24 protein-coding genes and 2 tRNA genes are annotated in these 24,420 nt (G+C 34.0%); 11 read left to right on the top strand and 15 right to left on the bottom strand.

All coding sequences use genetic code 11. The annotated features are described in order from the left end of the window. Positions 1-210: 210 nt before the first annotated feature. The 7 genes from CSUIS19073_RS01525 to mnmG form a co-directional block, all read right to left on the bottom strand. A tRNA-Met gene (locus CSUIS19073_RS01525) sits at positions 211-285 on the bottom strand. Positions 286-295: 10 nt separating this feature from the next. Beyond that, positions 296-370 (bottom strand) — tRNA-Gln (locus CSUIS19073_RS01530). A 195-nt stretch (positions 371-565) separates the two neighbouring features. Further along, a complete protein-coding gene (locus CSUIS19073_RS01535) occupies positions 566-1,162 on the bottom strand; it encodes an outer membrane beta-barrel protein (protein WP_086237016.1) in 597 nt (198 codons plus the stop codon). Between the two features lie 265 nt (positions 1,163-1,427). Then, positions 1,428-2,453 carry a c-type cytochrome gene (locus CSUIS19073_RS01540; protein ID WP_086242356.1) on the bottom strand — a complete coding sequence of 342 codons (1,026 nt, stop codon included), beginning with the start codon at positions 2,451-2,453 and terminating at the stop codon, positions 1,428-1,430. Next, a complete protein-coding gene (locus tag CSUIS19073_RS01545; protein WP_086237018.1) occupies positions 2,450-3,697 on the bottom strand; it encodes a cytochrome b in 1,248 nt (415 codons plus the stop codon). The genes CSUIS19073_RS01540 and CSUIS19073_RS01545 overlap by 4 nt, the downstream gene beginning before the upstream one ends. A gap of 10 nt (positions 3,698-3,707) precedes the next feature. Further along, positions 3,708-4,214, bottom strand: coding sequence for a ubiquinol-cytochrome c reductase iron-sulfur subunit (gene petA / locus CSUIS19073_RS01550; RefSeq protein WP_086237019.1), 507 nt, complete (start codon positions 4,212-4,214; stop codon positions 3,708-3,710). Positions 4,215-4,368: 154 nt separating this feature from the next. Beyond that, positions 4,369-6,228, bottom strand: coding sequence for a tRNA uridine-5-carboxymethylaminomethyl(34) synthesis enzyme MnmG (gene mnmG / locus CSUIS19073_RS01555; RefSeq protein ID WP_086237020.1), 1,860 nt, complete (start codon positions 6,226-6,228; stop codon positions 4,369-4,371). 129 nt (positions 6,229-6,357) lie between these two features. Between mnmG and ribE the strand changes: the two genes are divergently transcribed. From ribE to CSUIS19073_RS01590, 7 genes are all read left to right on the top strand, one after another. Continuing rightward, the gene (ribE, locus tag CSUIS19073_RS01560) at positions 6,358-6,969 is read left to right on the top strand and encodes a riboflavin synthase (RefSeq protein ID WP_086242377.1); all 612 of its coding nucleotides are present in this window, start codon (positions 6,358-6,360) and stop codon (positions 6,967-6,969) included. Beyond that, entirely contained in the window at positions 6,953-7,627 is a 675-nt protein-coding gene (gene pgeF / locus CSUIS19073_RS01565; RefSeq protein ID WP_086242355.1) for a peptidoglycan editing factor PgeF, read from the top strand. The genes ribE and pgeF overlap by 17 nt, the downstream gene beginning before the upstream one ends. 2 nt (positions 7,628-7,629) lie before the next feature. Beyond that, positions 7,630-7,836, top strand: coding sequence for a hypothetical protein (locus CSUIS19073_RS01570; protein WP_086242354.1), 207 nt, complete (start codon positions 7,630-7,632; stop codon positions 7,834-7,836). A gap of 124 nt (positions 7,837-7,960) precedes the next feature. Beyond that, the gene (rpsB, locus tag CSUIS19073_RS01575) at positions 7,961-8,734 is read left to right on the top strand and encodes a 30S ribosomal protein S2 (protein ID WP_086242353.1); all 774 of its coding nucleotides are present in this window, start codon (positions 7,961-7,963) and stop codon (positions 8,732-8,734) included. Further along, positions 8,734-9,798, top strand: a complete 1,065-nt coding sequence (tsf, locus tag CSUIS19073_RS01580; protein WP_086237024.1) for a translation elongation factor Ts — start codon at positions 8,734-8,736, stop codon at positions 9,796-9,798. Before rpsB ends, tsf begins: the two co-directional genes overlap by 1 nt. A 2-nt stretch (positions 9,799-9,800) precedes the next feature. Next, the gene (locus CSUIS19073_RS01585) at positions 9,801-10,436 is read left to right on the top strand and encodes an ABC transporter ATP-binding protein (protein WP_086237025.1); all 636 of its coding nucleotides are present in this window, start codon (positions 9,801-9,803) and stop codon (positions 10,434-10,436) included. Positions 10,437-10,582: 146 nt separating this feature from the next. Next, entirely contained in the window at positions 10,583-10,780 is a 198-nt protein-coding gene (locus CSUIS19073_RS01590) for a hypothetical protein (protein WP_086237026.1), read from the top strand. Between the two features lie 171 nt (positions 10,781-10,951). Here CSUIS19073_RS01590 and pglD read toward each other — a convergent pair whose 3' ends face one another. Genes pglD through CSUIS19073_RS01630 form a run of 8 tightly spaced genes read right to left on the bottom strand, consistent with a single transcriptional unit; the run spans position 10,952 to position 20,006 of the window. After that, complete coding sequence (gene pglD / locus CSUIS19073_RS01595; RefSeq protein WP_086237027.1) at positions 10,952-11,536, bottom strand: UDP-N-acetylbacillosamine N-acetyltransferase; 585 nt, start codon at positions 11,534-11,536, stop codon at positions 10,952-10,954. Continuing rightward, positions 11,523-12,128: an undecaprenyl phosphate N,N'-diacetylbacillosamine 1-phosphate transferase gene (pglC, locus tag CSUIS19073_RS01600; protein ID WP_086242352.1), complete on the bottom strand. Its 606-nt coding sequence runs from the start codon at positions 12,126-12,128 to the stop codon at positions 11,523-11,525. Before pglC ends, pglD begins: the two co-directional genes overlap by 14 nt. Then, positions 12,121-13,236 carry a N,N'-diacetylbacillosaminyl-diphospho-undecaprenol alpha-1,3-N-acetylgalactosaminyltransferase gene (gene pglA, locus CSUIS19073_RS01605; RefSeq protein WP_086237029.1) on the bottom strand — a complete coding sequence of 372 codons (1,116 nt, stop codon included), beginning with the start codon at positions 13,234-13,236 and terminating at the stop codon, positions 12,121-12,123. The genes pglC and pglA overlap by 8 nt, the downstream gene beginning before the upstream one ends. A gap of 4 nt (positions 13,237-13,240) precedes the next feature. Then, positions 13,241-15,331, bottom strand: coding sequence for an STT3 domain-containing protein (locus CSUIS19073_RS01610; RefSeq protein WP_086242351.1), 2,091 nt, complete (start codon positions 15,329-15,331; stop codon positions 13,241-13,243). Then, complete coding sequence (gene pglJ, locus CSUIS19073_RS01615; protein ID WP_086237031.1) at positions 15,315-16,436, bottom strand: N-acetylgalactosamine-N,N'-diacetylbacillosaminyl-diphospho-undecaprenol 4-alpha-N-acetylgalactosaminyltransferase; 1,122 nt, start codon at positions 16,434-16,436, stop codon at positions 15,315-15,317. Before pglJ ends, CSUIS19073_RS01610 begins: the two co-directional genes overlap by 17 nt. Further along, positions 16,436-17,461, bottom strand: a complete 1,026-nt coding sequence (locus CSUIS19073_RS01620) for a glycosyltransferase (RefSeq protein WP_236845283.1) — start codon at positions 17,459-17,461, stop codon at positions 16,436-16,438. Before CSUIS19073_RS01620 ends, pglJ begins: the two co-directional genes overlap by 1 nt. A 5-nt stretch (positions 17,462-17,466) precedes the next feature. After that, the gene (locus CSUIS19073_RS01625) at positions 17,467-18,507 is read right to left on the bottom strand and encodes a glycosyltransferase (protein WP_086237033.1); all 1,041 of its coding nucleotides are present in this window, start codon (positions 18,505-18,507) and stop codon (positions 17,467-17,469) included. Beyond that, positions 18,504-20,006, bottom strand: a complete 1,503-nt coding sequence (locus CSUIS19073_RS01630; protein ID WP_086242350.1) for a polysaccharide biosynthesis protein — start codon at positions 20,004-20,006, stop codon at positions 18,504-18,506. Before CSUIS19073_RS01630 ends, CSUIS19073_RS01625 begins: the two co-directional genes overlap by 4 nt. 274 nt (positions 20,007-20,280) lie before the next feature. On the opposite strand from CSUIS19073_RS01630, the gene lysA reads away from it, so the two are divergent. The 4 genes from lysA to hisC are packed head-to-tail and all read left to right on the top strand — an operon-like array spanning position 20,281 to position 24,417. Further along, positions 20,281-21,477, top strand: a complete 1,197-nt coding sequence (gene lysA, locus CSUIS19073_RS01635) for a diaminopimelate decarboxylase (RefSeq protein WP_086242349.1) — start codon at positions 20,281-20,283, stop codon at positions 21,475-21,477. Further along, a complete protein-coding gene (locus tag CSUIS19073_RS01640; RefSeq protein WP_086242348.1) occupies positions 21,477-22,247 on the top strand; it encodes an HAD-IIA family hydrolase in 771 nt (256 codons plus the stop codon). Before lysA ends, CSUIS19073_RS01640 begins: the two co-directional genes overlap by 1 nt. Beyond that, positions 22,244-23,323 (top strand): prephenate dehydratase, encoded by a 1,080-nt coding sequence (gene pheA / locus CSUIS19073_RS01645; RefSeq protein ID WP_086242347.1) that lies wholly within the window; start codon positions 22,244-22,246, stop codon positions 23,321-23,323. The genes CSUIS19073_RS01640 and pheA overlap by 4 nt, the downstream gene beginning before the upstream one ends. Further along, a complete protein-coding gene (hisC, locus tag CSUIS19073_RS01650) occupies positions 23,320-24,417 on the top strand; it encodes a histidinol-phosphate transaminase (protein ID WP_086242346.1) in 1,098 nt (365 codons plus the stop codon). Before pheA ends, hisC begins: the two co-directional genes overlap by 4 nt. Positions 24,418-24,420 lie beyond the last annotated feature (3 nt).

A 24,420-nucleotide genomic window follows, 5' to 3' on the forward strand; every position in this document is an offset into this window, starting at 1 on the left:
AAAAACCGCCTATTTTAAAGTAGGAATTTTAGTAAAACTAGCATTTTATGTTGTATTGTTAAATTTAAAAAATTTTTCAAAACAAAGGAATAAAAATGAGATTTTTACAATCAATCTACGAAAGTGAGCAAAAGATAGCGATATAAACATTGATTTAAAAGACTTTAACGAGTTTTTAGGGATTGGTAAGATATCTTTAGAGTAACTTGATGGTTGCGAGAGAGGGACTTGAACCCCCGACCCTCGGGTTATGAGCCCGATGAGCTACCACTGCTCCATCTCGCGTCATAAGAGGTGGATGGGGTAAGAGGATTCGAACCTCTGAATGACAGGACCAAAACCTGTTGCCTTACCGCTTGGCGATACCCCAATCTAAAAATGAGTTGGAATTATACTATATCTTTTGCCTTTTGTCAAGCATTTTGGCAAAAATTACTCAAAATTATCAAATTTATAATAAATAAATTTGCTTAATATTATAAAAATTTTTGATAAATGTAATTTTCATTTATTATATTATAAAGTTAGTTTAAGCTAGATCATAGTTTTATGATCCAGTTGACTATTAGAATTTATAGTTATATCCTAAATATAAGCCGTAGTTTGTCTCTTTTACATCTTTTAATTCAAATTTCGATACTTTTTTGTAATCTGTTCTGTCTGTTTTGAAGCCAAACTCTAGCTCGTTATTTTTATCGATTGAGTAAATTCCACCTAGTTTTGCACCTATTATCCAGCCATTTGTGTTAGCTTTGCCTTCGCCTTCAGGTTTTAATGTCAATCTAGAATAGCCAGTATATGGACCAACTGCTAGTTTAAAATTATCTGTTATAGATGGAGTATAGTCAGCTCCAACGATAAATTTATGAGTTAGCCATTTTAGTTTAAAATTGTCTCCATCTTCATCGACTTTTGTTTTGCTAGTTTGAAAATCATAAACATAAGAGCCATAAACTCTATACATATCAAAATCATAACCGCCTTTTATGCCAATTCCAGTTTGAGCTTTTTTGAAAGTTTCTTTTTCACCATCATTTAATTTCATTTTTAAATTTGATTTAAAAGAGTAATCACTCTCAACACCGATAAATGCACCCTCAGCAAGTGCAAACGAGCAGGCCATAGAGGCAACAAGACAAATTTTTAAAGTAGAATTTATCATTCTATCTCCTTATTTTAAAGTATTGAAGTGTAATTATACCACCCATTAATTTAAACTTAAATTACCATCAGTTGTTTTAAATTTTTTACGAAAATATTAATTTTTGTATTTAAAAATGAAAATTGAAATAATCATAAATTGATTTATCTCTTTTAAATTTTAGTATCAATTATAGATTTAATTTTCTTAAGATTACAAAGATGAATTTATAAAAATTGTTTATAGGTAAGATTTAGAGCGAATTTGCCCTAAATCTTTAGCGGTATTAATGTAATTTAGACCAAATTTTGCGTTTCCAAGCCCAAGCAAATACGCTAAGAATAGCAAAATAGATCATAATATAAATACCAGTTGTCTCTCGCTCATCTTTTTTACTATCACCAGACTCTCTCATATACTCAATAACTTGCTTTTGTGCTTTCTCATTTAAGCCAACACGAGGCATAGATGTGCCTGGAAGCATTTTTTGAGTATCGTTGATAAAATTATTTAAATATAATTCATCTCTTGATCTAATATACATAGATAGATCTGGTGGGGTCATTCCTAGATAGTTTGATATGCTTTGTTTATTACCATTTGCAAATACATTTACATATTTCATATCATGGCATCTAGCACAAGACTCAACAAACACATCTCTATCGCTCATCTCTTTTGGTGCTATGCTTTTAAAGTATGCTACTAAATCGGCAACTTCTTGATTTAGATCGCCACCAGCACCATAGAATGCTGTCATAGGAAATGGATTTGTATCATTAAATTTATGCGTAACCTTTAATGCCATAGCTGGATCTTTGATAAGAGCAGCTAAGAATTTACCATCATAAAGATAACCAATATTGCTTAAATCTGGTGGAGCAATGCCATAAGCTTCACTAGCACTCTTATCATCCATAGCTGGTTCAAATCCTGCTGATTTTATACTATGGCACGCTGTACAGCCAGCTGCTACTACTAGATTTTGACCTGAAGTAGCATCGCCCTTAGCAAGATCAATGCTATTTATATCAGCCCAAAAAGAGCTATATTTTTCTAATTGAGCTTTAGCACTCTCTAAAGTCTTAGAAGCACCATCGATCGCAGTGGCATCACCGCTAGCTTGAGCAGCTTTTAAGGCGGTTTCAGCTTTTTCTACATTAGTCTTTGCTAGATTTATATCCTCTTTAGCAAAATCAAAATTTGCCGGTTCAACATGAGGGTGTAAAACTGAGTGCGCATAAGGCTCAACACCCCAATAAATAGCACCCGTAACAATGACTACAATTAAAAACGCTTTTAATTCTTTCATCTATTTGCCTTTCTTTCCTTGATTGTGATGATAGGAAGCACTACAAGTAGCAACACAAGGAAGCCAACTGATGAGAAGAATCCTATCCAAGCATTAAATCCTGTTGGAGGAAGTTTGCCATATACTGTTAGGATAATTAAATCAATTATAAGTAGCCAAAACCATACAAAAAAGCCTTTTCTTTTATGTGCTGGAGCCACGACATCACTTCTATCATATAAAGGCATAAAAAATAGCGAAATACCCGCAAAAGCCATAGCTAAAGCACCTATATCAGCTGCCTTTATAGGTCCAATATCAAAGAAGAAACCACGCAAAATCTCATATTGCCACAAGAAATACCACTCAGGATAGATATGAGTTGGAGTCTTAGCGGCATTAGCTGGGTCAAAGTTGATTGGATCCATAGCAAAATTAAAATGGAAGCTTACTAAATAGAAGAAGAATATCATAAATAAAGATACATAAAAGAAGTCTTTACTTAAAAATCCAGGCCAAAATGGGATAACTTTTGAATTTACAGTATCGCCTTTTAGATATTTTTCAGCTTCAAGCTCAAAATCTATCTCTTCACCTTCAAGGTTATTTACATGTGGAACTCTTAGAGTATAAAAATGCACCCCTATAACCATAATAATAACGATTGGTAGCAAGCATACATGAAGCATAAAAAATCTTGTAAGTGTAGGATCGCTAACTGCATAATCCCCTCTAATCCACTCAACCAACGCATCACCAATAAATGGAATTCCACCAAACAATTGAGTGATAACTTGTGCTGCCCAGTAGCTCATCTGCCCCCATGGTAGCATATATCCGCTAAAAGCTTCAGCTGAGAATATCAAGAAAAGCAACATACCGCTAATCCAGATCATCTCACGACCCTTTTTATACGAACCATAGTAAATTCCAACAAATGCGTGGATATAGATAATTAAGAAAATTACAGACGCTGCAACTGCGTGAATATGGCGCCATAGCCAACCATACTCGACCTCTTTCATAATAGTGTAATTCACACTATCAAATGCCAAATTCGCATCTGGTTTATAATACATTAAAAGCAATAAACCGCTAATAAAAAGCAGAGTAAATAAAACGGTTAAAACCACGCCCATTGCCCAAAGAAAGTTAATATTTTTTGGTATCCAATACTGCCCTGCTAATACATTCCATAATTTTGTAAGAGCTATACGCTGATCAAACCAATCTCTTACGCTTGTAGCTTTTGTAATGTGTGCCATAAATCCTCCCTTATGCTGTTGCGACTAATTTTTTGTACTCAGGCCCCTCTTCGCCTAGCACAAGCTTAGTCCCATCAATTTTAAATGGTGGAATATCCAGCGGACGAGGTGGCGGCCCAAACACATTCATGCCATCAGAATTAAACTCACCACCATGACAGGCGCATTTAAACATCTTATCACTAGCACTCCAGCTAGGTATGCACCCAAGGTGAGTACAAAGACCTATTGTAACTATATAGTTTTCATTTCCTACAACTACATCTCTTGAAGGATTAGCCTTCATACTCTCATCTTTTTTGATGATAAAAATAGGCTTTTTACGCCACTCTACTTGGCGAAATTCGCCAGGCTGCATAGGGCTTAGATCTACTGTGGTAAAACCAGCTGCCTTAACGCTAGGAAGTGGATCCCAAGACTTTTTCATCCCAACCAAAGCAAAAGCACCGCCCACAGCTGCGACAGCACCAAATGCCATTCCGATGAAATCGCGTCTTTCTTGCTTTTGAATAGACATTTTTTTCCTTTCTATTATTTTGATTATTGCCACTAAATTTAAGCTAACTTTTATATTATAAAAGCGAAACTAAACCCATAATTCTACCATTTTAAAGTTAAAATTTTATTTAATTAGAATTAATTTTAGTAAAGAAATTAGCTAGGCTCAAAGCTTAGCTAAATTTATGATGTTTAATAGCAATATGCAAAATATCTATGGCTGCTGGGGTGATTCCGCTGATATTTGAAGCTGCCGCAAGAGTTGGTGGAGTAAATTTAATAAGCTTTTCAACCACCTCATTACTCAACCCGCTAATTGATTTAAAATCCAAATCGCTTGGGATTTTAATATCCAAAAGCCCTTTCATCTTCTCAACTTCTATGTGTTGCTGGGCGATGTAATGGTAGTATTTTGCCTCTGTTAGAATTTGGTTTATAGACTCTTTGCTTAAATTTTCAAAGAATAAATCAAGCTTTCTAAGCTTATCTTCATCAAAGCTCTTTCTAGCTACCAATTTTTGTAGCGTTATCTTCTCATTTATTGGCTCTTCGCCCATATCTGCTAAAAACTCAAGAGTATCTTTATTTGGCGTAATCTCATTAGTAAGCAAAAGCTCCATCGCTTTTTGCAATTCATCTTTTAAAGCCACAACCTCATCATAAGCCTCTTTTGGTAATAATCCTATATCAAATCCATATTTGCTAAGTCTTAAATTTGCGTTATCTTCCCTTAAAAGTAGCCTAAATTCCGCCCTACTAGTAAACATTCTATATGGCTCTTTTGTCCCTTTTGTGACTAGATCATCTATTAAAACACCTATATAGCTCTCATCTCTGCGAAGTATCAATGGCTCTTTATTTTGTAAATTTAAAGTAGCATTAATCCCAGCCATAAGCCCTTGAGCCGCAGCCTCTTCATATCCTGTAGTTCCATTTATCTGCCCGGCTAAATATAACCCACTAATCTTTTTTGTCTCTAGTGTGTGCTTAAGCTCGGTTGGATTGACATAATCATATTCTATAGCATATCCATGACGGACAATAATCGCATTTTCAAAGCCCTTAATCGACCTTAGCATTGCTACTTGCGCATCATATGGAAGTGAGGTTGAAAAGCCGTTTATATAGTATTCAGTAGCCTCTAGAGTTTGAGGCTCTATAAATAGATGATGGCGCTCCCTATCTCCAAAGCGATTTATCTTATCTTCGATGCTTGGGCAATACCTTGGCCCTACCCCTTCTATCTGCCCTGTAAATAGTGGAGCTCTATTGAAATTTGATCTTATAATATCATGCGTGGTTTCATTGGTATAAGCTATATAGCATGGGAGCTGCTTTTTGCTCCAATTTTTACTTCTAAAGCTAAATGGCTTTGGATTGGTATCGCCATCTTGAATTTCCAAAACGCTAAAATCAATCGAATTTGCTAATACCCTTGGGCAAGTCCCAGTCTTTAATCTACCCATTTCAAGCCCAAGAGATGATAGTGAGCTTGATAGCTCTTTTGAGCTTAATTCCCCTACACGACCAGCTTCAAGCTTATTTGTGCCCACATGGATTAAGCCATTTAGGAATGTTCCTGTTGTTATGATGAGTTTATCACAGCTATACTCATTATCTAAGTGGGTTTTAACTCCTATAATTTTTGAATTTAATGTTAAAATCTCAGTAGCGATCTCTTGAGTGATCTGTAAATTTGGAGTATTTAAAAGCAAATTTCGCATATAAATTCTATATCTATCCATATCGATTTGAGCTCTACTACCACGCACGGCTGGACCTTTGCTCTCATTTAATAGTCGAAACTGAATCCCACACTCATCAGTAGTAAGACCCATTTGACCGCCTAAAGCATCTATCTCTTTAACCAAATGCCCCTTAGCTAATCCTCCAATAGCTGGATTACAACTAGCTGCGCCTATTTGCTCTGCTAAGATGGTTATAAGTAGGGTTTTAGCTCCCATTTTAGCCGCAGCTAAGGATGCCTCAATCCCAGCGTGTCCTCCACCAACTACGATAATATCATACTTCATAATTTGCCTTGTAATTTTTAGGGGCGATTTTACCTAATTTATAGTAAAAGATTTATAAATTGAATCTTGTATTTTTGGTTGAATTTAGAAAAAATAGCTATAATTTGGCTATTTAAATTTGGGGTGATTATGTTTAATGGTCTAATTCGTGAGATTGGCATTGTGCGTAGCTTTGATGGTAAAAATCTAAGCATAAAGGCTACTTATAAGCCAAATTTAGGTGATAGTATAGCTGTAAATGGCGCTTGCTTGAGTGTGACAAACATTGATAAAGATGGATTTGTAGTAGAATTAAGTAGTGAAAGTGCTAATATATTAGCCTTAGAAAATTATAAAGATAGGGTTCATATAGAACCAGCTATGAGGATTGGCGATAGGATTGATGGGCATTTAATGCAAGGCCATATAGATGCAATCGGAGTGATAAAAAGCATTAAAAAATTACAAACTGGGGTGGATTTTATCATAGAATTGCCAGATGAAATTTTACATTTAGTGGCAAATAAGGGAGCTATCGCAGTTGAGGGGGTGAGCTTAACCATTAATGATATTAGCTCAAATTTAATGCGTCTAACCCTAATCCCTATAAGCATGAAAGATACGCTATTTGGAGAGTTTAAAGTAGGTAGGAGAGTTCATATAGAAAGCGATATTTTAGCTCGTTATATTGATAGAATTTTAAACTCAAAAAGCCAAGCTCTTACTTGGCAAAAGGCTGATTTTTATGCTAGTATCTATTGATGATGATAAAATAATTGCTGGATTTACAACTAAATTTGGCGGAGTTAGCAATGGCGTTTATGGGAGTTTGAATTTAGCTTATCATGTCGGCGATAGTAGCCAAAATGTAAGGCAAAATAGAGATATTCTAGCTAGTAAAATTGGGGCTAAAAATTTAATTTTTATGGAGCAGATACACTCTGATTTTGTGATGGAGTATAGCGGATTAAATTTGCCACCTTGTGATGCGATTTTTACCCATTTAAAGGGCGTTGGGATTTGCGTTATGGTGGCTGATTGTGCTGCGGTTTTGCTCTATGATAAAAAGCTAGGCGTAGTTGCTGCTATCCACGCTGGTAGGGCTGGAGTAGTATCAAAAATAGTTAGCAAAACTATCGATAAAATGGGCTCAAACCCTAAAAATATAAAAGCCATAATCGGACCAAATATCAAAAAAAATTGCTATGAGATAGGGGATTTGGATCTTGGGGAATTTAATAAATTTAAAGATAATGCTAAATTTGATATAAATGGGGCTTTGAGAGCTGAGCTTAATACTCTTGGGGTGGTAGATTATGAATTTAGCGATATTTGCAACCATTGCGATGAGAGATTTTACTCATATAGAAGGGATAAAATCACAGGTAGATTTGCTGGATTTATAATGTTAAAGGGGTGAAAATGTATGAGAGATATACAGATATAGAGCTTTTAAAAATTTCGCAAAATGCTAGAAATTATGGATTAGAATTTGGAGAAAATATCGCACTTTTAGAGCTATTTTTCAAGGCTAAAAATTTTGAAATTCAAGGCTATGATTTAGAAAAAATCGCCCAAATATTTAACTCATTAGAAAATATAAAAGAGAAATTCCAACTCAGCAAATAATAAGTTAAATTTAGATAGAATGCCACCTTCATTTCACATACGCTAATCCTTGTTTAGTTGCAGCAAATGCCGCTGTTAAGGAGCGTAGAGGGAATAAACTAAATTTAATTTTAAGGAGAAACTCATGGTAACTATGAGAGATTTACTAGAGTGCGGTGTGCATTTTGGTCACCAAACAAGACGCTGGAATCCAAAGATGAAAAAATTCATTTTTGGCGAGAGAAAAGGCATTTATATAATAGATTTACAAAAAACTATTAGATATTTTAGATACACATATAATATAGTAAGAGACGCCGCAGCTGAAGGCAAAACTATACTATTTGTCGGCACTAAAAAACAAGCTGGTATCGCAGTAAAAGAGTATGCTGAAAAATGCGGTATGCCATATGTAAATCACAGATGGCTTGGCGGTATGATGACGAATTTTGGGACAATTAGACAATCTATAAGAAAGCTTGAAGTTATAGAAGCTATGGAAGAAGATGGCTCTATAAATTTATTAACTAAAAAAGAAGCCCTAATGCTTCGCCGTAAAAAAGAGAAATTAATCGCAACTCTAGGCGGTATTAGAAATATAAAAACACTTCCTGATATGATATTTGTAATCGATACAGTAAAAGAGAAGATCGCCGTTGCAGAAGCTAACAAATTGAAAATACCAGTTGTAGCACCAATCGATACAAACTGCGACCCAGATATTATCGACTACCCAATTCCAGGCAATGATGATGCGATAAGGAGCGTTCAACTATTCTGCCAAGAGATGGCTGAAGCGATAAATGAAGGTAAGGCTCTAAGAGATCAAGATGAGACCATAGAAGAGATAGAAGCTCCAACTCAAGAAGAGAAAGATGAAGTATTAGCAGAAGCTATGTTTGAAAGCGAGGAAGAGTAATGGAAATTAGCGCAGGTATGGTAAAAGAGCTCCGTGAAAGCACCGGAGCTGGTATGATGGACTGCAAAAAGGCTCTTCAAGAAGCTAATGGAGATATGGAAAAAGCAGTTGATATACTAAGAGAAAAAGGTCTTGGTAAGGCTGCTAAAAAGGCTGATCGCCTAGCTAGTGAAGGTCTTGTAAGTGTGGTTGTAAGTGATGATAATAAAACAGCAACTATCACAGAGATTAACTCTGAAACTGACTTTGTGGCTAAAAATGCAACCTTTGTCGATCTAGTTAAAAATACAACTCTTCATGTACAGACAAACTCAATCACTACAGTTGATGAGCTAAAAGAGTCTAGCATAGGCGGAGTTAAATTTGAAGAGTATTTCCAAAGCCAAATCGCAACTATCGGCGAAAATTTAGTTGTAAGAAGATTTGAAACTATCAAAGTTAGTAAAAATGGGATTGTAGCTGGATATATCCACTCAAATAGCCGTGTGGGCGTTCTTATTGGTGCGGCTTGTGATTCTGAAGAGACAGCTAGTAAAATCCACGATTTCTTAAGAAATCTTTGTATGCACGCAGCTGCTATGAAGCCTCAAGTCATCAGCTATAAAGAGTTTGACCCTGAATTTATAGAAAAAGAGTATCTAGCTCTTAAAGGTGAGCTTGAAAAAGAAAACGAAGAGCTAGTTCGCCTTAAAAAGCCACTTCACAAAATACCAGAATTTGCTAGCCGTGCTCAATTAAGCGATGAAGTAATAGCTAGAGCAACTGAGAATTTAAAAGAAGAGCTAAGAAAACAAGGCAAACCTGAAGCCATCTGGGATAAAATCCTTCCAGGTCAAATCGATAGATATATAGCAGATAATACTCAATTAGACCAACGACTTACTCTTTTAGGGCAATTCTATGTAATGGATGATAAAAAAACTATTGAGCAAGTTATCACTGAAGAGGCTAAAAAACTTGGCGGTCAAATAGAAATCGTAAGCTATGTAAGATTTGAAGTAGGTGAAGGTCTAGAGAAAAAGAGCGAAGACTTTGCAGCTGAAGTAGCCGCTCAAATGGCTTAATAATGCTAAAAGCGTTGAATTTATCTCATAAATTTGACTATCAGCTTTTTAATAATATAAACTTAGATATAAAACCAGCTACCACCACCGCTATTATGGGGGTAAGTGGTAGCGGTAAATCTACAATTTTACACATTCTATCCACCCTTTTAAAACCAGTTAGCGGTGAAGTTATATACAACGATAAATCGCTTTATAATCTAACTAGCGATGAGCTTTTAAAAATTCGCAGATATGACTTTGGCATTATCTTTCAAGCACACTATCTATTTAAGGGGTTTAATGGGTTTGAAAATATCGAGCTTGCTACAATACTAAGCGGTCAAAAAATAGAAGCAAAACTATTAAAAGCTCTAAATATAGATAAGGTAATAAATCAAAAAATAGGCGAACTTAGCGGCGGACAGCAACAAAGAGTTAGTATCGCTAGAGTTTTAGCTAAAAAACCTAAAATAATATTTGCAGATGAGCCAACTGGAAATTTAGATCAAATAACCGCTAAAGAGGTAATGAGCATAATATTTGACTATGTAAAGAGCAATGAAGCTGCTTTGGTATTAGTAACTCACGATGAATATATGGCTAAATTATGCGATGATAGCTATCAATTAGCTAACTACACTCTAACTAAAATTTGATAATTATTAGGTTTATTTATAATTTTTAATAGAAATATAATGTATCCTTTATTAATTCTTAAATATATTTTTAAAATCTATATATTTTAAGTATAATTTAATATATAAATAGATAATATTGTAAAAACTATTTTTAAGGATATAAAATGGTAAGAATGACAATGCTTCAACATGCTTGTGTGCCAAAGGAGCTTCATCAAACATATGATCTATTAAAAATACTAGAAAAACAAGAGGAAGGGAAAAAAGATAATAAAGATGATAAAATCAAAGTTGAACTTAATAGTAGTACGATAAATCAAACTACTATTAATAGCGATAATAAGCTAGATATTTTGGCTTAATATATAAATTTATAATTTATAGCGATTATCTATCTATAAATTATAAGATTTAAATTAGCAATATTATAAATTTTATTTATAAAGCTTTGTAAAAAAATAGAGCTAAAAGCTTGGATTACCAAACCCAATAATCCAGCCTAAGCTACCAAATAGATTAAATCACGCATAAATTTATCTTTTTACTACCCTGCATGGATTTCCATAGGCTAAGCTACCTTCTAAAATATCTTTAACTACGACACTTCCAGCACCTATGACTATATCTTGCTTTATTTTAATCCCTTGAATTACGCTACTTCCTATCCCTATCCACGATCGTTTGCCAACGCTTACAGCACCGGCTATAGCTACCCCTGGGCAGATATGAGCAAAATCATCTATTAGACAATCATGCTCTATTATAGCACCGCTATTTACGATAACTCCACTTCCAATTACGCTATTAGCATTTATTATCGCTCCTGGCATAACCACGCTTCCAACGCCGATTTTAACACTATTAGATATGATGGCTGTAGGGTGGATTAGCGTAATTAACTCAAATCCGCTTGATAAAACCAAATTTTGTACTCTCGCTCTAGCCTCAGCATTGCCAATAGCGATTATAACTGGATATTTTGGTAGATTTGGGCTAAATTTCAATCCATCATTATCATCTAAAAATATCAAATTCTCATATCCATTTGCCCTAGCAATATCAGCTACGACCTTAGCATGACCGCCATTGCCATAGATATAAAGGCTAGTTGCAGCCATTGAATTTCTCCGTAGTTGCCATACCATCTTTATTTACTCCATCTTTTTTTATCACCTTTTTGATGGTTTGTATGGCGATTTTTATATCTAAAAATAAGCTTAAATTATCAGCATAAAATGTATCAAATTTAAATTTCTCCCCCCAGCTTATAGCGTTTCGCCCATTTACTTGAGCTAGACCTGTGATACCTGGACGGACATTATGGCGGCGTTTTTGCTCCTTTGAGTATAGCGGTAGATACTCGACTAAAAGCGGTCTAGGTCCTATAAAGCTCATATCGCCTTTTAATACATTAAAAAGTTGTGGTAGCTCATCTATGCTAAGCGCTCTAATCTTTTTGCCAAATTTGCCAAGGCGAATCTCATCGCTTAGCAAATTCCCATCACTATCTCTCTCATTACTCATTGAGCGAAATTTGTAAATTTTAAATATCTTTTCATCCTTGCCAGGACGAGACTGGGTAAATATCACAGGAGAGCCAAGCTCTCTTTTGATAGCAAAACAGGCCCATATCATCACAGGCAAGGTCAAAATAATCAAAATCAAAGCACCTAAAATATCAAATACTCTTTTAAAAAAATATCTATACACCTGCTAATGCCTTATAAAATTTAATATATTTTGTTGTTATAAGAGGTTGATTATAATTAGCCAATACTATATCTCTAGCATTTTTACCCATCTTAGTAGCTAATAAGCTATCATCTAAAAGAGTTGCTATCTTATTTGCTAAATCGACTGGATCTCTTATCTTGCAAATTAAGCCACTAACGCCATCATCTATAGCCTCCACGCATCCATCGCAGTTGCTTACAACTGATGGTTTAGCCATACTCATAGCCTCTAAAATAGTGCGAGCAAACCCCTCTTTATAACTTGGCAAAACAAACATATAGCAAGATACTAGCATATTTGCTATCTCATCACTCCAGCTTATGTGGGTTACATTGGTGCTAGATAAAAAGCTCTCATCAATGCTTGATGGATTATTAGGGTCGCTTGAGCCTACAAATACAAATTGACAATCATCTCTATCTTTTAATATCCTAGCTGCTTGGTAAAACTCCATAACACCTTTATCTTTTAATGCTCTAGCTACCATTAATATAATTTTTTTATCGCTATTAAAGTTATATGGATTGAGAATTTGTGGGTTAAATTTATTTGCATCCACGCCTACGCTTTTTATGCGAATGACCTTACTCTTTGGGATTAGATGATGATTTAGCATATAGTTTGGATCTGAATCATTAACAAAAATTGTAGCATTTGAGAGTCTAAAAGTGATAAAATATAGGATTTCAATAATATATCTAACAGCTATATTTTTAAATGAATTTGATGTGTAAAAGCTACCTAGCCCTTCAACTAAATTTACTATATATTTTATACCAGCTCTTTTAGCGGCTAGTGTGCCAAATATATTTGATTTGTGAGCTGAAGTTTGGATTAAATCCAAATTTAATGATTTTAATAATTTTGTTAAATTTTTTGTATCTTTAAACACCCTAAATGGATTTAAACTAGCCTTATCAATATCATAATTTATAAGCCTAAATTCCGCTTTAATCAGCTCATTATAACTACCCTTTGGCACAATAGCGATCACCTCATGCCCTAAATCCTTTAAAGCTTGCATAATAGGCAATCTAAAGTGATATATACTCATATCTGAATGGGATAAAAATCCTATTTTCATAGTGCTACCTTTTTAATTTATATACCTTAGCAGTTGGGTCTAATATCACAGGCTCAAATGGCGTTTTTTCATAATTCTCAAGCACATAAAGCTGGATAAAAGTGCTATTAAACATCTCCTTATCAAGCAAGATAAATCGCCCATAATCAACCATATAAATCAGATAAATATCAGCTAGATTATCTATATTGTGTATGCTCTTACTAAGTTTCATATTCTCATCATATTTGGTTTCTATGTAGCTATTTACTCTAAATTTTTGACCATTTAAATCGATATAGGTGGCGTCATTTGAGATTATTATCCCATTATTTAGAGCAATTCCATCTTTTATTTGAGTGAAATTTGTAGCCACTACAAAGAACGGATCGGCCCACTCCTTGCCATTTAATAGATCCAAACGAGAAAATTTGCTAACTATAGGGAATATTCCTAGCATTCTATCTGGCAAAAAGTAGTATATATCACGACTTTTTTGTGGTAGATTAAATTTATCACTTTTAATATCGCTTAAAAATTTAGTTAAATCACTATAGTTATAATCTTTTAAGATTTGCTCTAAATTTTTGCCACCATAATCCTTCTCATAGCCCATTTGTGTATATTCTACCTCAAGTCTAGCCATATTGGCTGAGCTACTTGGTGGCATAGTTAGAGCATAACTAACTGCGTAATTCTCCCTGCCTAAATGCTTTCCACCATCAATTAGCGTCTTTGTATCGCTATAATATCTAATCACATATCCATAATCCCACCAAGCTAAGGTATAATCCTCCCTATCAGCTACCTTGCCTAATCTATCTAAAACGCTTACTTCTGTATTAAATAGCACACTTGATGGCTTATAATAATATATGTGTATAAGCGATGGGATTAGGGCTAAAACGCTTATAATCCCAGCTATTAAATTTAATCTTTTAACTTTTAATCTCTCAAGCATATAAAAAAGCAAAAATCCAAATCCCATAGCTATAATCGGAACCGCATAAATAGTAAATCTCAACCCACCCTTAAGAGCTAAAAAGCCAAGTCCAACCATAGGAATAGCTACTAAAAAAATCTTAAATTTCCTACAAAGAAGTATATACCCTATCACCCCAGCGATAAATATAATCCAATGTCCGCTAATCCTTTGAGTAAATAGCCCTAAATCTATTCTACCTGATTCCATAATAGTCTGATTGACATTATAAAAATAAAATTCAACCGAACTACTATCTCCAAGACTTCTAAATAGATAAAATTTAGCTTGAAACCATATAGGATTTAATCCACCAAAGATCACAAAAAGCGATAAAACCAGCACAAAAAGCAAGCTCATCACCCTAAAATTTAGCAAATTTGACCTAAAATATATAAGCCCAAATAGCCCCAAAATCAAAGCCAATCTAAGCATATACCAAGCCGCACTAATAGCTAAAATCATAAATAAAATAGCCTGGTAATTACGCAAATTTTTACGCTCAAAAATCAGAGTATAAATAGCATAAAATATACTCATACCAACGCATAAAGTATAGCTAGATGGATACCACCAATTATACACTAGCATTGAAAAAGCGATGATTAAAAAAGATATTAAATCCCCTTTAAAGTGTAGCCTAATTAACCCCCAAATAGTAAAAAGCGGTAAAACGATAACAAGCATATCCGTATCATAATACCCAGCCATTGTGCGATTATAGTAGCTATTTGCGATAGAGCCAAGCAAACTAGCGACAAAAAACGCCTTAGCATAGCCAAATTCCCTACCTATTAATATCATCGGAATTACAATAAGTGAAGATAAAAATATACTTAAATACAATATAATTGTCTCTAGGCTAAATGGCAAAATTTTAGCTAATAAAAAAGTCAAGGTAGAAAGCGGTGCTCCATAGTAGCTAAGGTCATTTGGCTGATGAAAACCAGCTATCATATCCCTAGCACCCTCAGCATAAGCGTAGCCATCATTTGTGCTTATCATTAATTGGTTATTCCATATAAAATCGCTATAGCTACTTGCCCATATCACCCACTCCATTCTGCATAATAAAGCAAAGAAATAGGCTATTAAAATAAATATTGTAATTTGGTATCTATTTAAAATTTGCATATATTGCCTCTAACTCATCTATAAGATTTTTTGCTACTATCTTTTTATCAAATTCTCTAGCCCTTATAATAGCGTTTTTTTCATAATATTTGACAAAATCTGGCTCATCGATCGCCCTTTGCATAGCCTCTTGCGTTGCTTTTTGATCGCCAGTAGGCACAAGATAGCCCCATTGATTATCCCCAATTAGCTCTCTAGCACCGCTTTTATGATCGCTTGAAATTACTAATTTTTCACACGCTAAGGCTTCTATTAAAGCATTTGAAAATCCTTCAAATAAGCTTACAAAGACAAAAGCATAGCATTTTGCCATATATTTATATGGATTGTTATCAAATCCTAGCAAAAATACTCTATTTTCTAAATTCAACTCCCTTATCAACGCTTCTAATTTACCCCGTAAAACTCCATCGCCTAAGATAATTAGCGATTTATCGCAGTTTTTTAATCCCGCATAAGCTTTGATTAAAAGCTCATGATTTTTCCCACTATCTAATCTTCCCACACTTAGGAAAAACTCCTCCTTAAACTCAACTAACTCACTAGCTTTTTTTTGAATATCTTCAATGTCAATTGCGTTATAAAGCACTTTCATCTTATCCTTGCTAATGCCAAAATTATCGCTTAAATCGCTTAAATTCCCAAGGCTATTTGGATAGATGAAATCCGCCTTTGGATATAGCCATCTAAGTAAAAATTTGCTTATTTTAGACTTTAGAGTATTACTCGCATACAACACAGATGGGGTGGAGCACTCATTTAATACCAAGGGCTTTTTATCCCCAAAAATCCTAGCCAAAGCCGCTACATAGCAGGGGCGATTCATCCATACAAAGTGCAAGTTAGTCCCAAGCTCATCGCATAATTTTTTATATTTTAAAGCCAAAAATGGAAGTTTAGCAAATTTCAAAAATCCATTTTCAAATGGCTTTGAATTCTCCAAATAACAGATTTTAACAGAGTGAGGAATTTTATATGATATTGTATTATTCATCAAAACCAGATATACCTCATATCGCTTTATAAGCTCATTAAGTAGATTTGAGACCACTCTTTCAGCCCCACCGCCAGCCATTGAGTAGATAAATAGAGAGATTTTTTTCATTATTTTCCTTTTAACTCTTTGATTAGCTCCTCCCATTTAAGGACTATGCTTTGTGAGGAAAACCTATCTAAATTTATATTTTTTACTAAATTTTCTCTTAAATTTTCATCTTTAATCGCCCTTATGATAGAGTTGCTTAGTGCCTTTGGGCTAAAATCTTTAGCTATTAAAGCATCTATGTTATCACGCAATATCTCTAAAGCCCCAGCCGTTGGAGTGCTAATCCTAACTACTCCATAAGCTCCAGCCTCATTTAATACATTACCAAATGCCTCGCTAAGGCTAGGCAAAACCAAAATCTCTGCTCTTTGATATAGCTCTTCTATCTTGCTAATATGCCCTAAAAATTCAATATCTAGCCCCAAATTTTTAGCCTTTAGCTCAAGCTTTTTACGCTCACTACCATCTCCAGCGATTATAATCTTATACCCATTTAAAAGATTTTTATCTATTAAAGCAAGTGCTTCTAAATATAAATCATACCCCTTTACAGGCTCAAGCCTTCCCACGCTTAGGATTAGTTTCTCCTTTTTAATGCTATTTTGAGCTTTGAGATATAGCGGATTATATATAATTTTGCAATTTTTAACAAAATTATAATACTCCTTATCTACCTTGCTAAGCACTACTAAAGCATCGCAAAATCTATAGCTAATATCTCGTATTTTACGCCAAATTCGTGATTTTAGCAGATTATAACTAACATGCTCAGTAGCTATAATTTTAGGCTTTAAAAAGATAGTTGAGATAATCAAATTTATATTTGTTTGATCCATAAATGAGATGATTATATCAGGATTGCTCTTTTTTACATAGGCTCGGATTTTTAAAAATTTGCTAAATTTGCTTAGATAACTTCTATTTTCATAGATATTTAAATGCGTTAATTTACCGCTAATTTTATATAAATTTAAGTTCTCTTCAAAATAAATAGTCTCTATTTGATGATTTTTGCCAAGCTCACAGCTTAAAAGCTCCACCACCCTCTCAGCACCGCCATTTCTAAGAGCTGATATTACTAGCATTATTTTCACTTTATCGCCTTATTTATGAGATTTAGCCAATCTTGATAGATATTTTCTAAGCCAAATTTCGCCCTACTATTAAAGCCATTTTTTGCTAATTTATCTCTTAAATTCTCATCATTTATAACCAAATTTAACTTCTTAGCTAAGCTTTTAGGGCTAAAATCATCACTTATCAATCCATCTTCGCCATCGCAAATTAGCTCACAAGCCCCGATTGTAGGCGTAGCAACTCTAGCAACTTTATAAAAACAAGCCTCTATCAAAGCATTGCCAAGTCCTTCATTTCGTGAGCTAGATACTATGATTTTAGCTCGTTTATAGTGGCTTTGAATATCGCTAATTCTACCTAAAAATTTAATTTTATCACTACTAAACTCATCTTTTAATCTCTTAAACTCACCGCCATCGCCACAAATCTCAACTGCGTAATTGCCCAAATTACAATATTTAAGCGAATTTAAAAATATATCGCACCCCTTTATATTTTCCAATCTCCCTACAAATAGTATTAAATTCTCCTTTCTATCTTGACTTTTCCCATCAATATCGCCAAAAAATGGATTATATATCACAGATCTATTTTTCACATAGCTATAATATTGATAATCACTCCTACTAAGCACAGATAGCCCATCGCAAAGCGGATATAAGAGTCTTTTAGCTATTTTCCACTTCCAAGACAAAAGGCTATGATGGCTATGCTCGGTGATTATTAATCTTTGCTTTGAGCCTAAATTTGCCATCAAACAAAGCAAATTTGTGCTATCCATAAAGCTTATTATAATATCATACTTACTACTTTTAAAAATCTTTCTAAGAGCAAAAATCTTGCTAAATCGCTTTTTTAAATTTACCAAAAATCCGCCATTTAAAGCGGGTAAATTTATAATTTTAATACTTTTTTCAATCTCATAAAATGGCTTTTGATTATCAAATTTAATAATATCCACGCTATACTCATAGCTTAAGCGATTTGCTATTAGGCTAAGCACCCTCTCAGCACCGCCAAATCCAAGCGTAGTTATAACAAATCCAACTCTCAAAATCTCCCCCTAATCTTGCTTATCAAACTCGCCCTTTCCTTGCTACTAAGTATCATCACAAAAGCGATTAAATATCCAAAAATCAAAATAAAACCAAAATATAGTAAAAAATCAAACCAATTAGCGATATTTATCATATTTGAAACCGGATAGATAATAGCTACAATCAAAGCAAATACCATAAGATTTTTAAAATAAATAGGATAAAATGAGCCTAGCTTAAGACCTAAATTTGCCCCAGCATTAGCAATGTCAAATAGCGTAATCTTAAGCACAATTCCAACACTAATAGATATAGCTATCTCCTTTAACCCAAACTCAAAAAATATTAATCCAATAATTTGAATGCAAAATACACAAATAGCCATAAATAGCGTTACTAAAGCTGGTCGCTTAAGCTTATCTGTGATTAAATTTATACTAATTAGTGGTCTAGAACTAGCAAAAACAATAGATGGTAAAAGCGATATTAATACCAGCTCATAGATATACTCTATCTGGCTTAAACTCTTAAAAGGTAGCCAAAGCTTATAAAACTCATCAGCCAAAACCATAAAAACCGCAATCGGTGGCAACGCTATAAAACTTATGCTTTTAAGGGCTAAAATCACCTCATCTCTAAGCGGTTTATTATCTGAGTGTAGCTTAATAAATCGTGGATTCCAAGCCACTGCTGTTGTGATGACAAAGCTCTCAATAATCATAGTTACAGACCTTGATAGAGCCAAAATCCCCATACTAATAGCACTAATAAAGATATTAACTAAAAGCAAACTAACCCCGCTTAATAGCACCTGACTAAGCATATTTAAGCTATTAAATAGCCCACTTCTAGCTAGAACTTTGATGAATTTAATCCTAAAATATTTAGGGGCAAATTTCAGATTTAATCCAAATTTGCGGTTTAAAAATAGAGCGCTAAAAAATACAAAAATCGATGATATTAAAGCCGCCACCGCAGTATAATATATCATCGCATCAAATAGCCAAAATAGCCCAAGAACAAAAACGGCGTATATAGCCGTAGAGATCGCATTTCTAATCGAGATTAGATACATCTGATTTTTGATAAAGGCATGAACGCTAAAAATAGCATTAAATAACCCAATACTAAAATTGACAAAATATATCGCCATAGTCATTCTAACATCGCTTAAAAGAGCATTTGAGATATTTATTATGGATTGAATTTCAATCAAAAATATAATTGATATAAAAGCTATAATAAGACTAAATCCAAAATTAGCCATCAAAACAGAGCTATAAAATTTAGAAGCTTTGATGAAGTTGCCCTTATGATATTCACAAGCGATAAATCTACTAGCTACGGAGTTGATTACAAGAGTAAGGATAAATCCGTAATTTACAAGCGAATTTGCCAAAGCTAAAAATCCATACGCCTCATCGCCTAAAACCTTTAAAATATACGGGGTTAAAAAGAAATTAATAGCCGTTTGCAAAGCAAAAACGACTATGGTAGTTAGCAAATTTAAATACATCTATTTAAGCGATATTTGCGAAATAAAATAAAATTTAACTGCCATAATTTTCCTTGAAAATTTATATTTTGCATTTTAGCTAAATTTAGATAATTGATTGCTTATAATATTAATTTTAAAATCTTAATTTCATTTAAAGAGATGGTAAATTTAAGCCAAAATCCACATTTGATTTAAAAAGATTAATTTTTTACAATTATATATTAGATTTGGTCTTAAATTTAAGCCAAGATTAGATAATATTGTAAATTCTAAAATTTCCAAGGGATTAGATATGGATTATTTGGCACTAGCTAAAAAGTATAAAACTCCACTTTATATATATGATTTTGATCATATTACCGCTCAATATAATAAGCTAAAAAGGGAATTTAACGCTAGAAAGTCGCTCATTTGCTACGCTGTAAAGGCTAATTCAAATTTAAGTATTTTAAAGCATATTGCCACCCTTGGGGGCGGATTTGACTGCGTAAGTATCGGAGAAGTAAAAAGAGCCTTATTAGCAGGTGCTAGTAACTATAAGATAATCTATAGTGGCGTTGGCAAGAGCGATGAAGAGATCAAAGAGGCTTTAAATTTAGATATTTTAATGATAAATTTAGAGAGTTACGCAGAGATGCAAAGGGTGGAGATAATAGCTAAAGAGTTAAATAAAAAGGCTAGAATTTCAGTGCGAGTAAATCCAAATGTAGATCCAAAAACCCACCCATATATCTCCACAGGATTAAATAAAAATAAATTTGGCGTTAGCATAGATGAAGCTAGAAAAATCTACTTACACTCCCATAAAAGCGATCATTTAGACCCAGTTGGTATCCACTGCCATATAGGAAGTCAGTTAAGTGATATAAGCCCTGTTATAGAAGCGGCAAATATCGTTAGCAGCTTGCTTAGCGAGTTAAGAGTAGCTCAAATAGATATTAAATTTTTTGATATTGGTGGAGGGATAGGAATAAGATATAAAGATGAAAATGAGCCAAATTTATATGAATACGCTCAAGGGATTTTAGCCGCTTTAAAAGGACAAGATACCACAATAATCTGCGAACCAGGTAGATTTATAGTAGGAAATAGCGGCGAATTACTCACTAGCGTATTATATGAAAAAAGCAATGTAGATAAAAATTTTCTCATCGTAGATGCTGCGATGAATGATCTACTCCGCCCAAGTCTATATGATGCTTATCACGAGATAGTAGCCTTAAAAGATGGAGAAAAGAGAGTTTATGATGTGGTAGGCCCAATTTGTGAAAGCGGGGATTTTCTAGCTAAGGATATAGAACTTCCAAAGTTACAGCACGGCGATTTATTAGTTATCAAATCAGCTGGAGCATATGGATACTCAATGTCTAGCAACTACAACACAAGAGGTCGTGCCGCACAAATTGCTATAGAAAATGGCATAGATCGCTTAATAGGCAAAAGAGAGAGCTTTGAAGATATGATAAGAAGTGAGAAGGAATTTATATAATGTATTTTATAGATGTGCAAGGTACATTAATTAGCGATAGCGATAAAAGCCCTATTAATGGTGCTTGTAAGCTGATTGAGAGTTTGAATTTAAATCAAATTCCATATGTCGTTATCACAAATAATACTAAAGTTAAAAGCGATGAGTTTTTAGGCTCATTAAGAGCTAAAGGCTTAGCTATAAAAGATGGCGCCTATCTAGATCCATTTTGCGTGCTAAATGAGAGTATATCGCCTTGTAATGTCGCTTTATTTGGCGCTATGGAATTTATAGATACTATGCAAAATCTAGGCTACACTCAAGATAAAAATAGCCCAAAAGCGATTTTGATTGCTAGTTGGGATAAATTTAGCTTTGATGATTTTGCTACTATTAATGAACTTGCCTTAAAAGGCATTAAAATCATTGCAATGCATGAAACTAGCATTTATAAGAAAAATGGGAGATTATATCCTGGTGTTGGAGCCATTGCTGCTATGGTCTCTTATGCTACTGGGGCTAATTTTGATAGTATTGGTAAGCCAAGCTTGGGATTTTATACAGCTGCACTTAAGCTACTAAAAGCACAAAATAGCAAAGCAGAATTTAAAAATATCACTATAATAAGCGATGACGCAACTGGGGATTTATATGGGGCTAAAGAGCTTAATATGAAAACTAGCCTAGTATTAAGTGGTAAGATAAGCAAAGATAATATATCAAATTTAAATCGTGATAAAATCGATAATATCTATGATGATGTAAGCCAAATTTTGGAGATTGTGCGATGAGTATCGATGATTTAAGAGTTAGTATTGATAAGATAGATGATGAAATTTTAAGCTTATTAAATCAAAGAATGGAATTTGTAAAAAAAATAGGTGAATTAAAAATCAACTCAAACACACCAATCTACCGCCCAGAGCGTGAAAAAGCCATACTAACAAGGCTAAAATCTAACCCCCAAAACAACCTAAGCCACAAGGCAATTGATGCTATATATCTAGAGATTTTCTCTGTTAGTAGAAATCTTGAGCTACCTCAAAAGGTAGCCTTCCTAGGCCCAGTTGGAACCTACACTCATCAAGCAGCTCAAAGCAGATTTGGGGCAACTAGTAGCTATGTGGCTATCAGCTCCATTGAAGGGGTTTTTAGAGAGCTTAGCAATAAAGAGGCAAAATATGGAGTTGTGCCGATAGAAAATAACACCGAAGGCGCAGTAGGAGCTACCCTTGATTGCCTTAGAAAGTATGAAAATGTCAAGATTGTAGCTGAAATTTATATGGATATTCACCATAGTTTTGCTAGTTTAAGCCAAAATTTAAGCAGTATAAATAAAATCTACTCCCATCCGCAAGGCTACAATCAATGCCACAATTTTTTAGATGATCATACTCTAACTTCAGTTGAGTTTATACCGACTAAATCAACGGCTCAAGCGGCACTTTTAGCCTCGCAAGATCCAAATTCAGCCGCCATTTGCTCCAAAATAGCTGCTTATATAAACAAAATACCAATAATGTTTGAAAAAATTGAAGATAATCTAGCAAATAAAACAAGATTTTTTGTATTAAGTGATTTTAAAAACATTAAAAGTAGGTGCGATAAAACCAGCATTTTAGCACTCACGGCTCATCGCCCAGGCGGACTTGTAGAGCTTTTAAATATGTTTAAAGATGGCGGAATAAATCTAACTAAGCTTGAGAGCAGACCGATAAAGCAAAAGGATTTTAAAACCATATTTTATATCGATTTTGAAGGTCATATAGATGATGATAATGTAAATTCTGTTTTAAAAAATGCTAGTAAAAACGGCCATGAGATCACCTGGCTAGGTAGCTACTTAAATCAAGAAGGACAAGAATGAATTTCAACCCACAAATATCAAATTTACCAATATATGAAGCTGGAAAGCCAATTGAGTTAGTCATTAGAGAATTTGGTATAAATCCAAAGGATATAATCAAATTAGCAAGTAATGAAAATCCACTAGGCTGCTCGCCACTTGCCTTAGAAGCTATGGAAAAATCGATACAAAAAGCAAATTTATATCCAGATGATAGCTACTATGAGTTAAAGGACTCTTTAGCAAATTTATATAATATAAATAGCAAAAATATCGTCATAGGAAGCGGAAGCGATCAAGTAATAGAGTTTATAATGCATGCTAAATTAAACCCTAACCTTGCTATGCTGTGCGCTGGAATTACCTTTGCAATGTATGAAATTTATGCTAAACATATAGGAGCAAAAATATATAAAACTCAAAGCCACAAACACGATATAAATGAGCTAAAAGAGCTATATAATCAGCATAAAGATGAGATTAAAGTTATATTTTTATGCTTACCAAATAATCCACTTGGAGAGTGCTTAGATGCTAGTGATGTCTATGAGTTTATCTCTAGCGTGGATAAGGATACGCTAGTAGTAATCGATGGGGCTTATATGGAATTTGCTAAATTCAAAGATAGCAAAAAAGCCATAAATCCAAAAGATATAGTATCCTTGCCAAATGCGATCTACCTAGGCACATTCTCTAAAGCTTATGGACTTGGTGGAATGAGAGTTGGATATGGGATTGCAAATGAGCTAATAATCACCGCAATTAGTAAGCTTAGAGCACCATTTAATATCACAACCCCAAGCCTAGCTGCGGCTATAGCAGCTATAAAAGATCAAGACTTCATAGCTCAAACTCTAAAAAACAATCTAAAAGAGATGAGCGTATATGAGAAATTTGCTAAAGATAATGATATAGAGTTTATCCCAAGCTATACAAATTTCATAACATTTATATTTGATAATAGCAAAAATTCAACTCAAATTTGCGATAATCTCCTAAAAAAGGGGATAATCTTGCGTAACTTGCAAAGCTATGGCTTAAACGCTATTCGCATCACAATTGGCACAAGTATGCAAAATACAAAAGTCTTAGAAGCACTTAAAAAGGAAATTTGATAG

The sequence above is a fragment of the Campylobacter sp. RM19073 genome (genome assembly GCF_024723495.1).
GTDB lineage: Bacteria > Campylobacterota > Campylobacteria > Campylobacterales > Campylobacteraceae > Campylobacter > Campylobacter porcelli.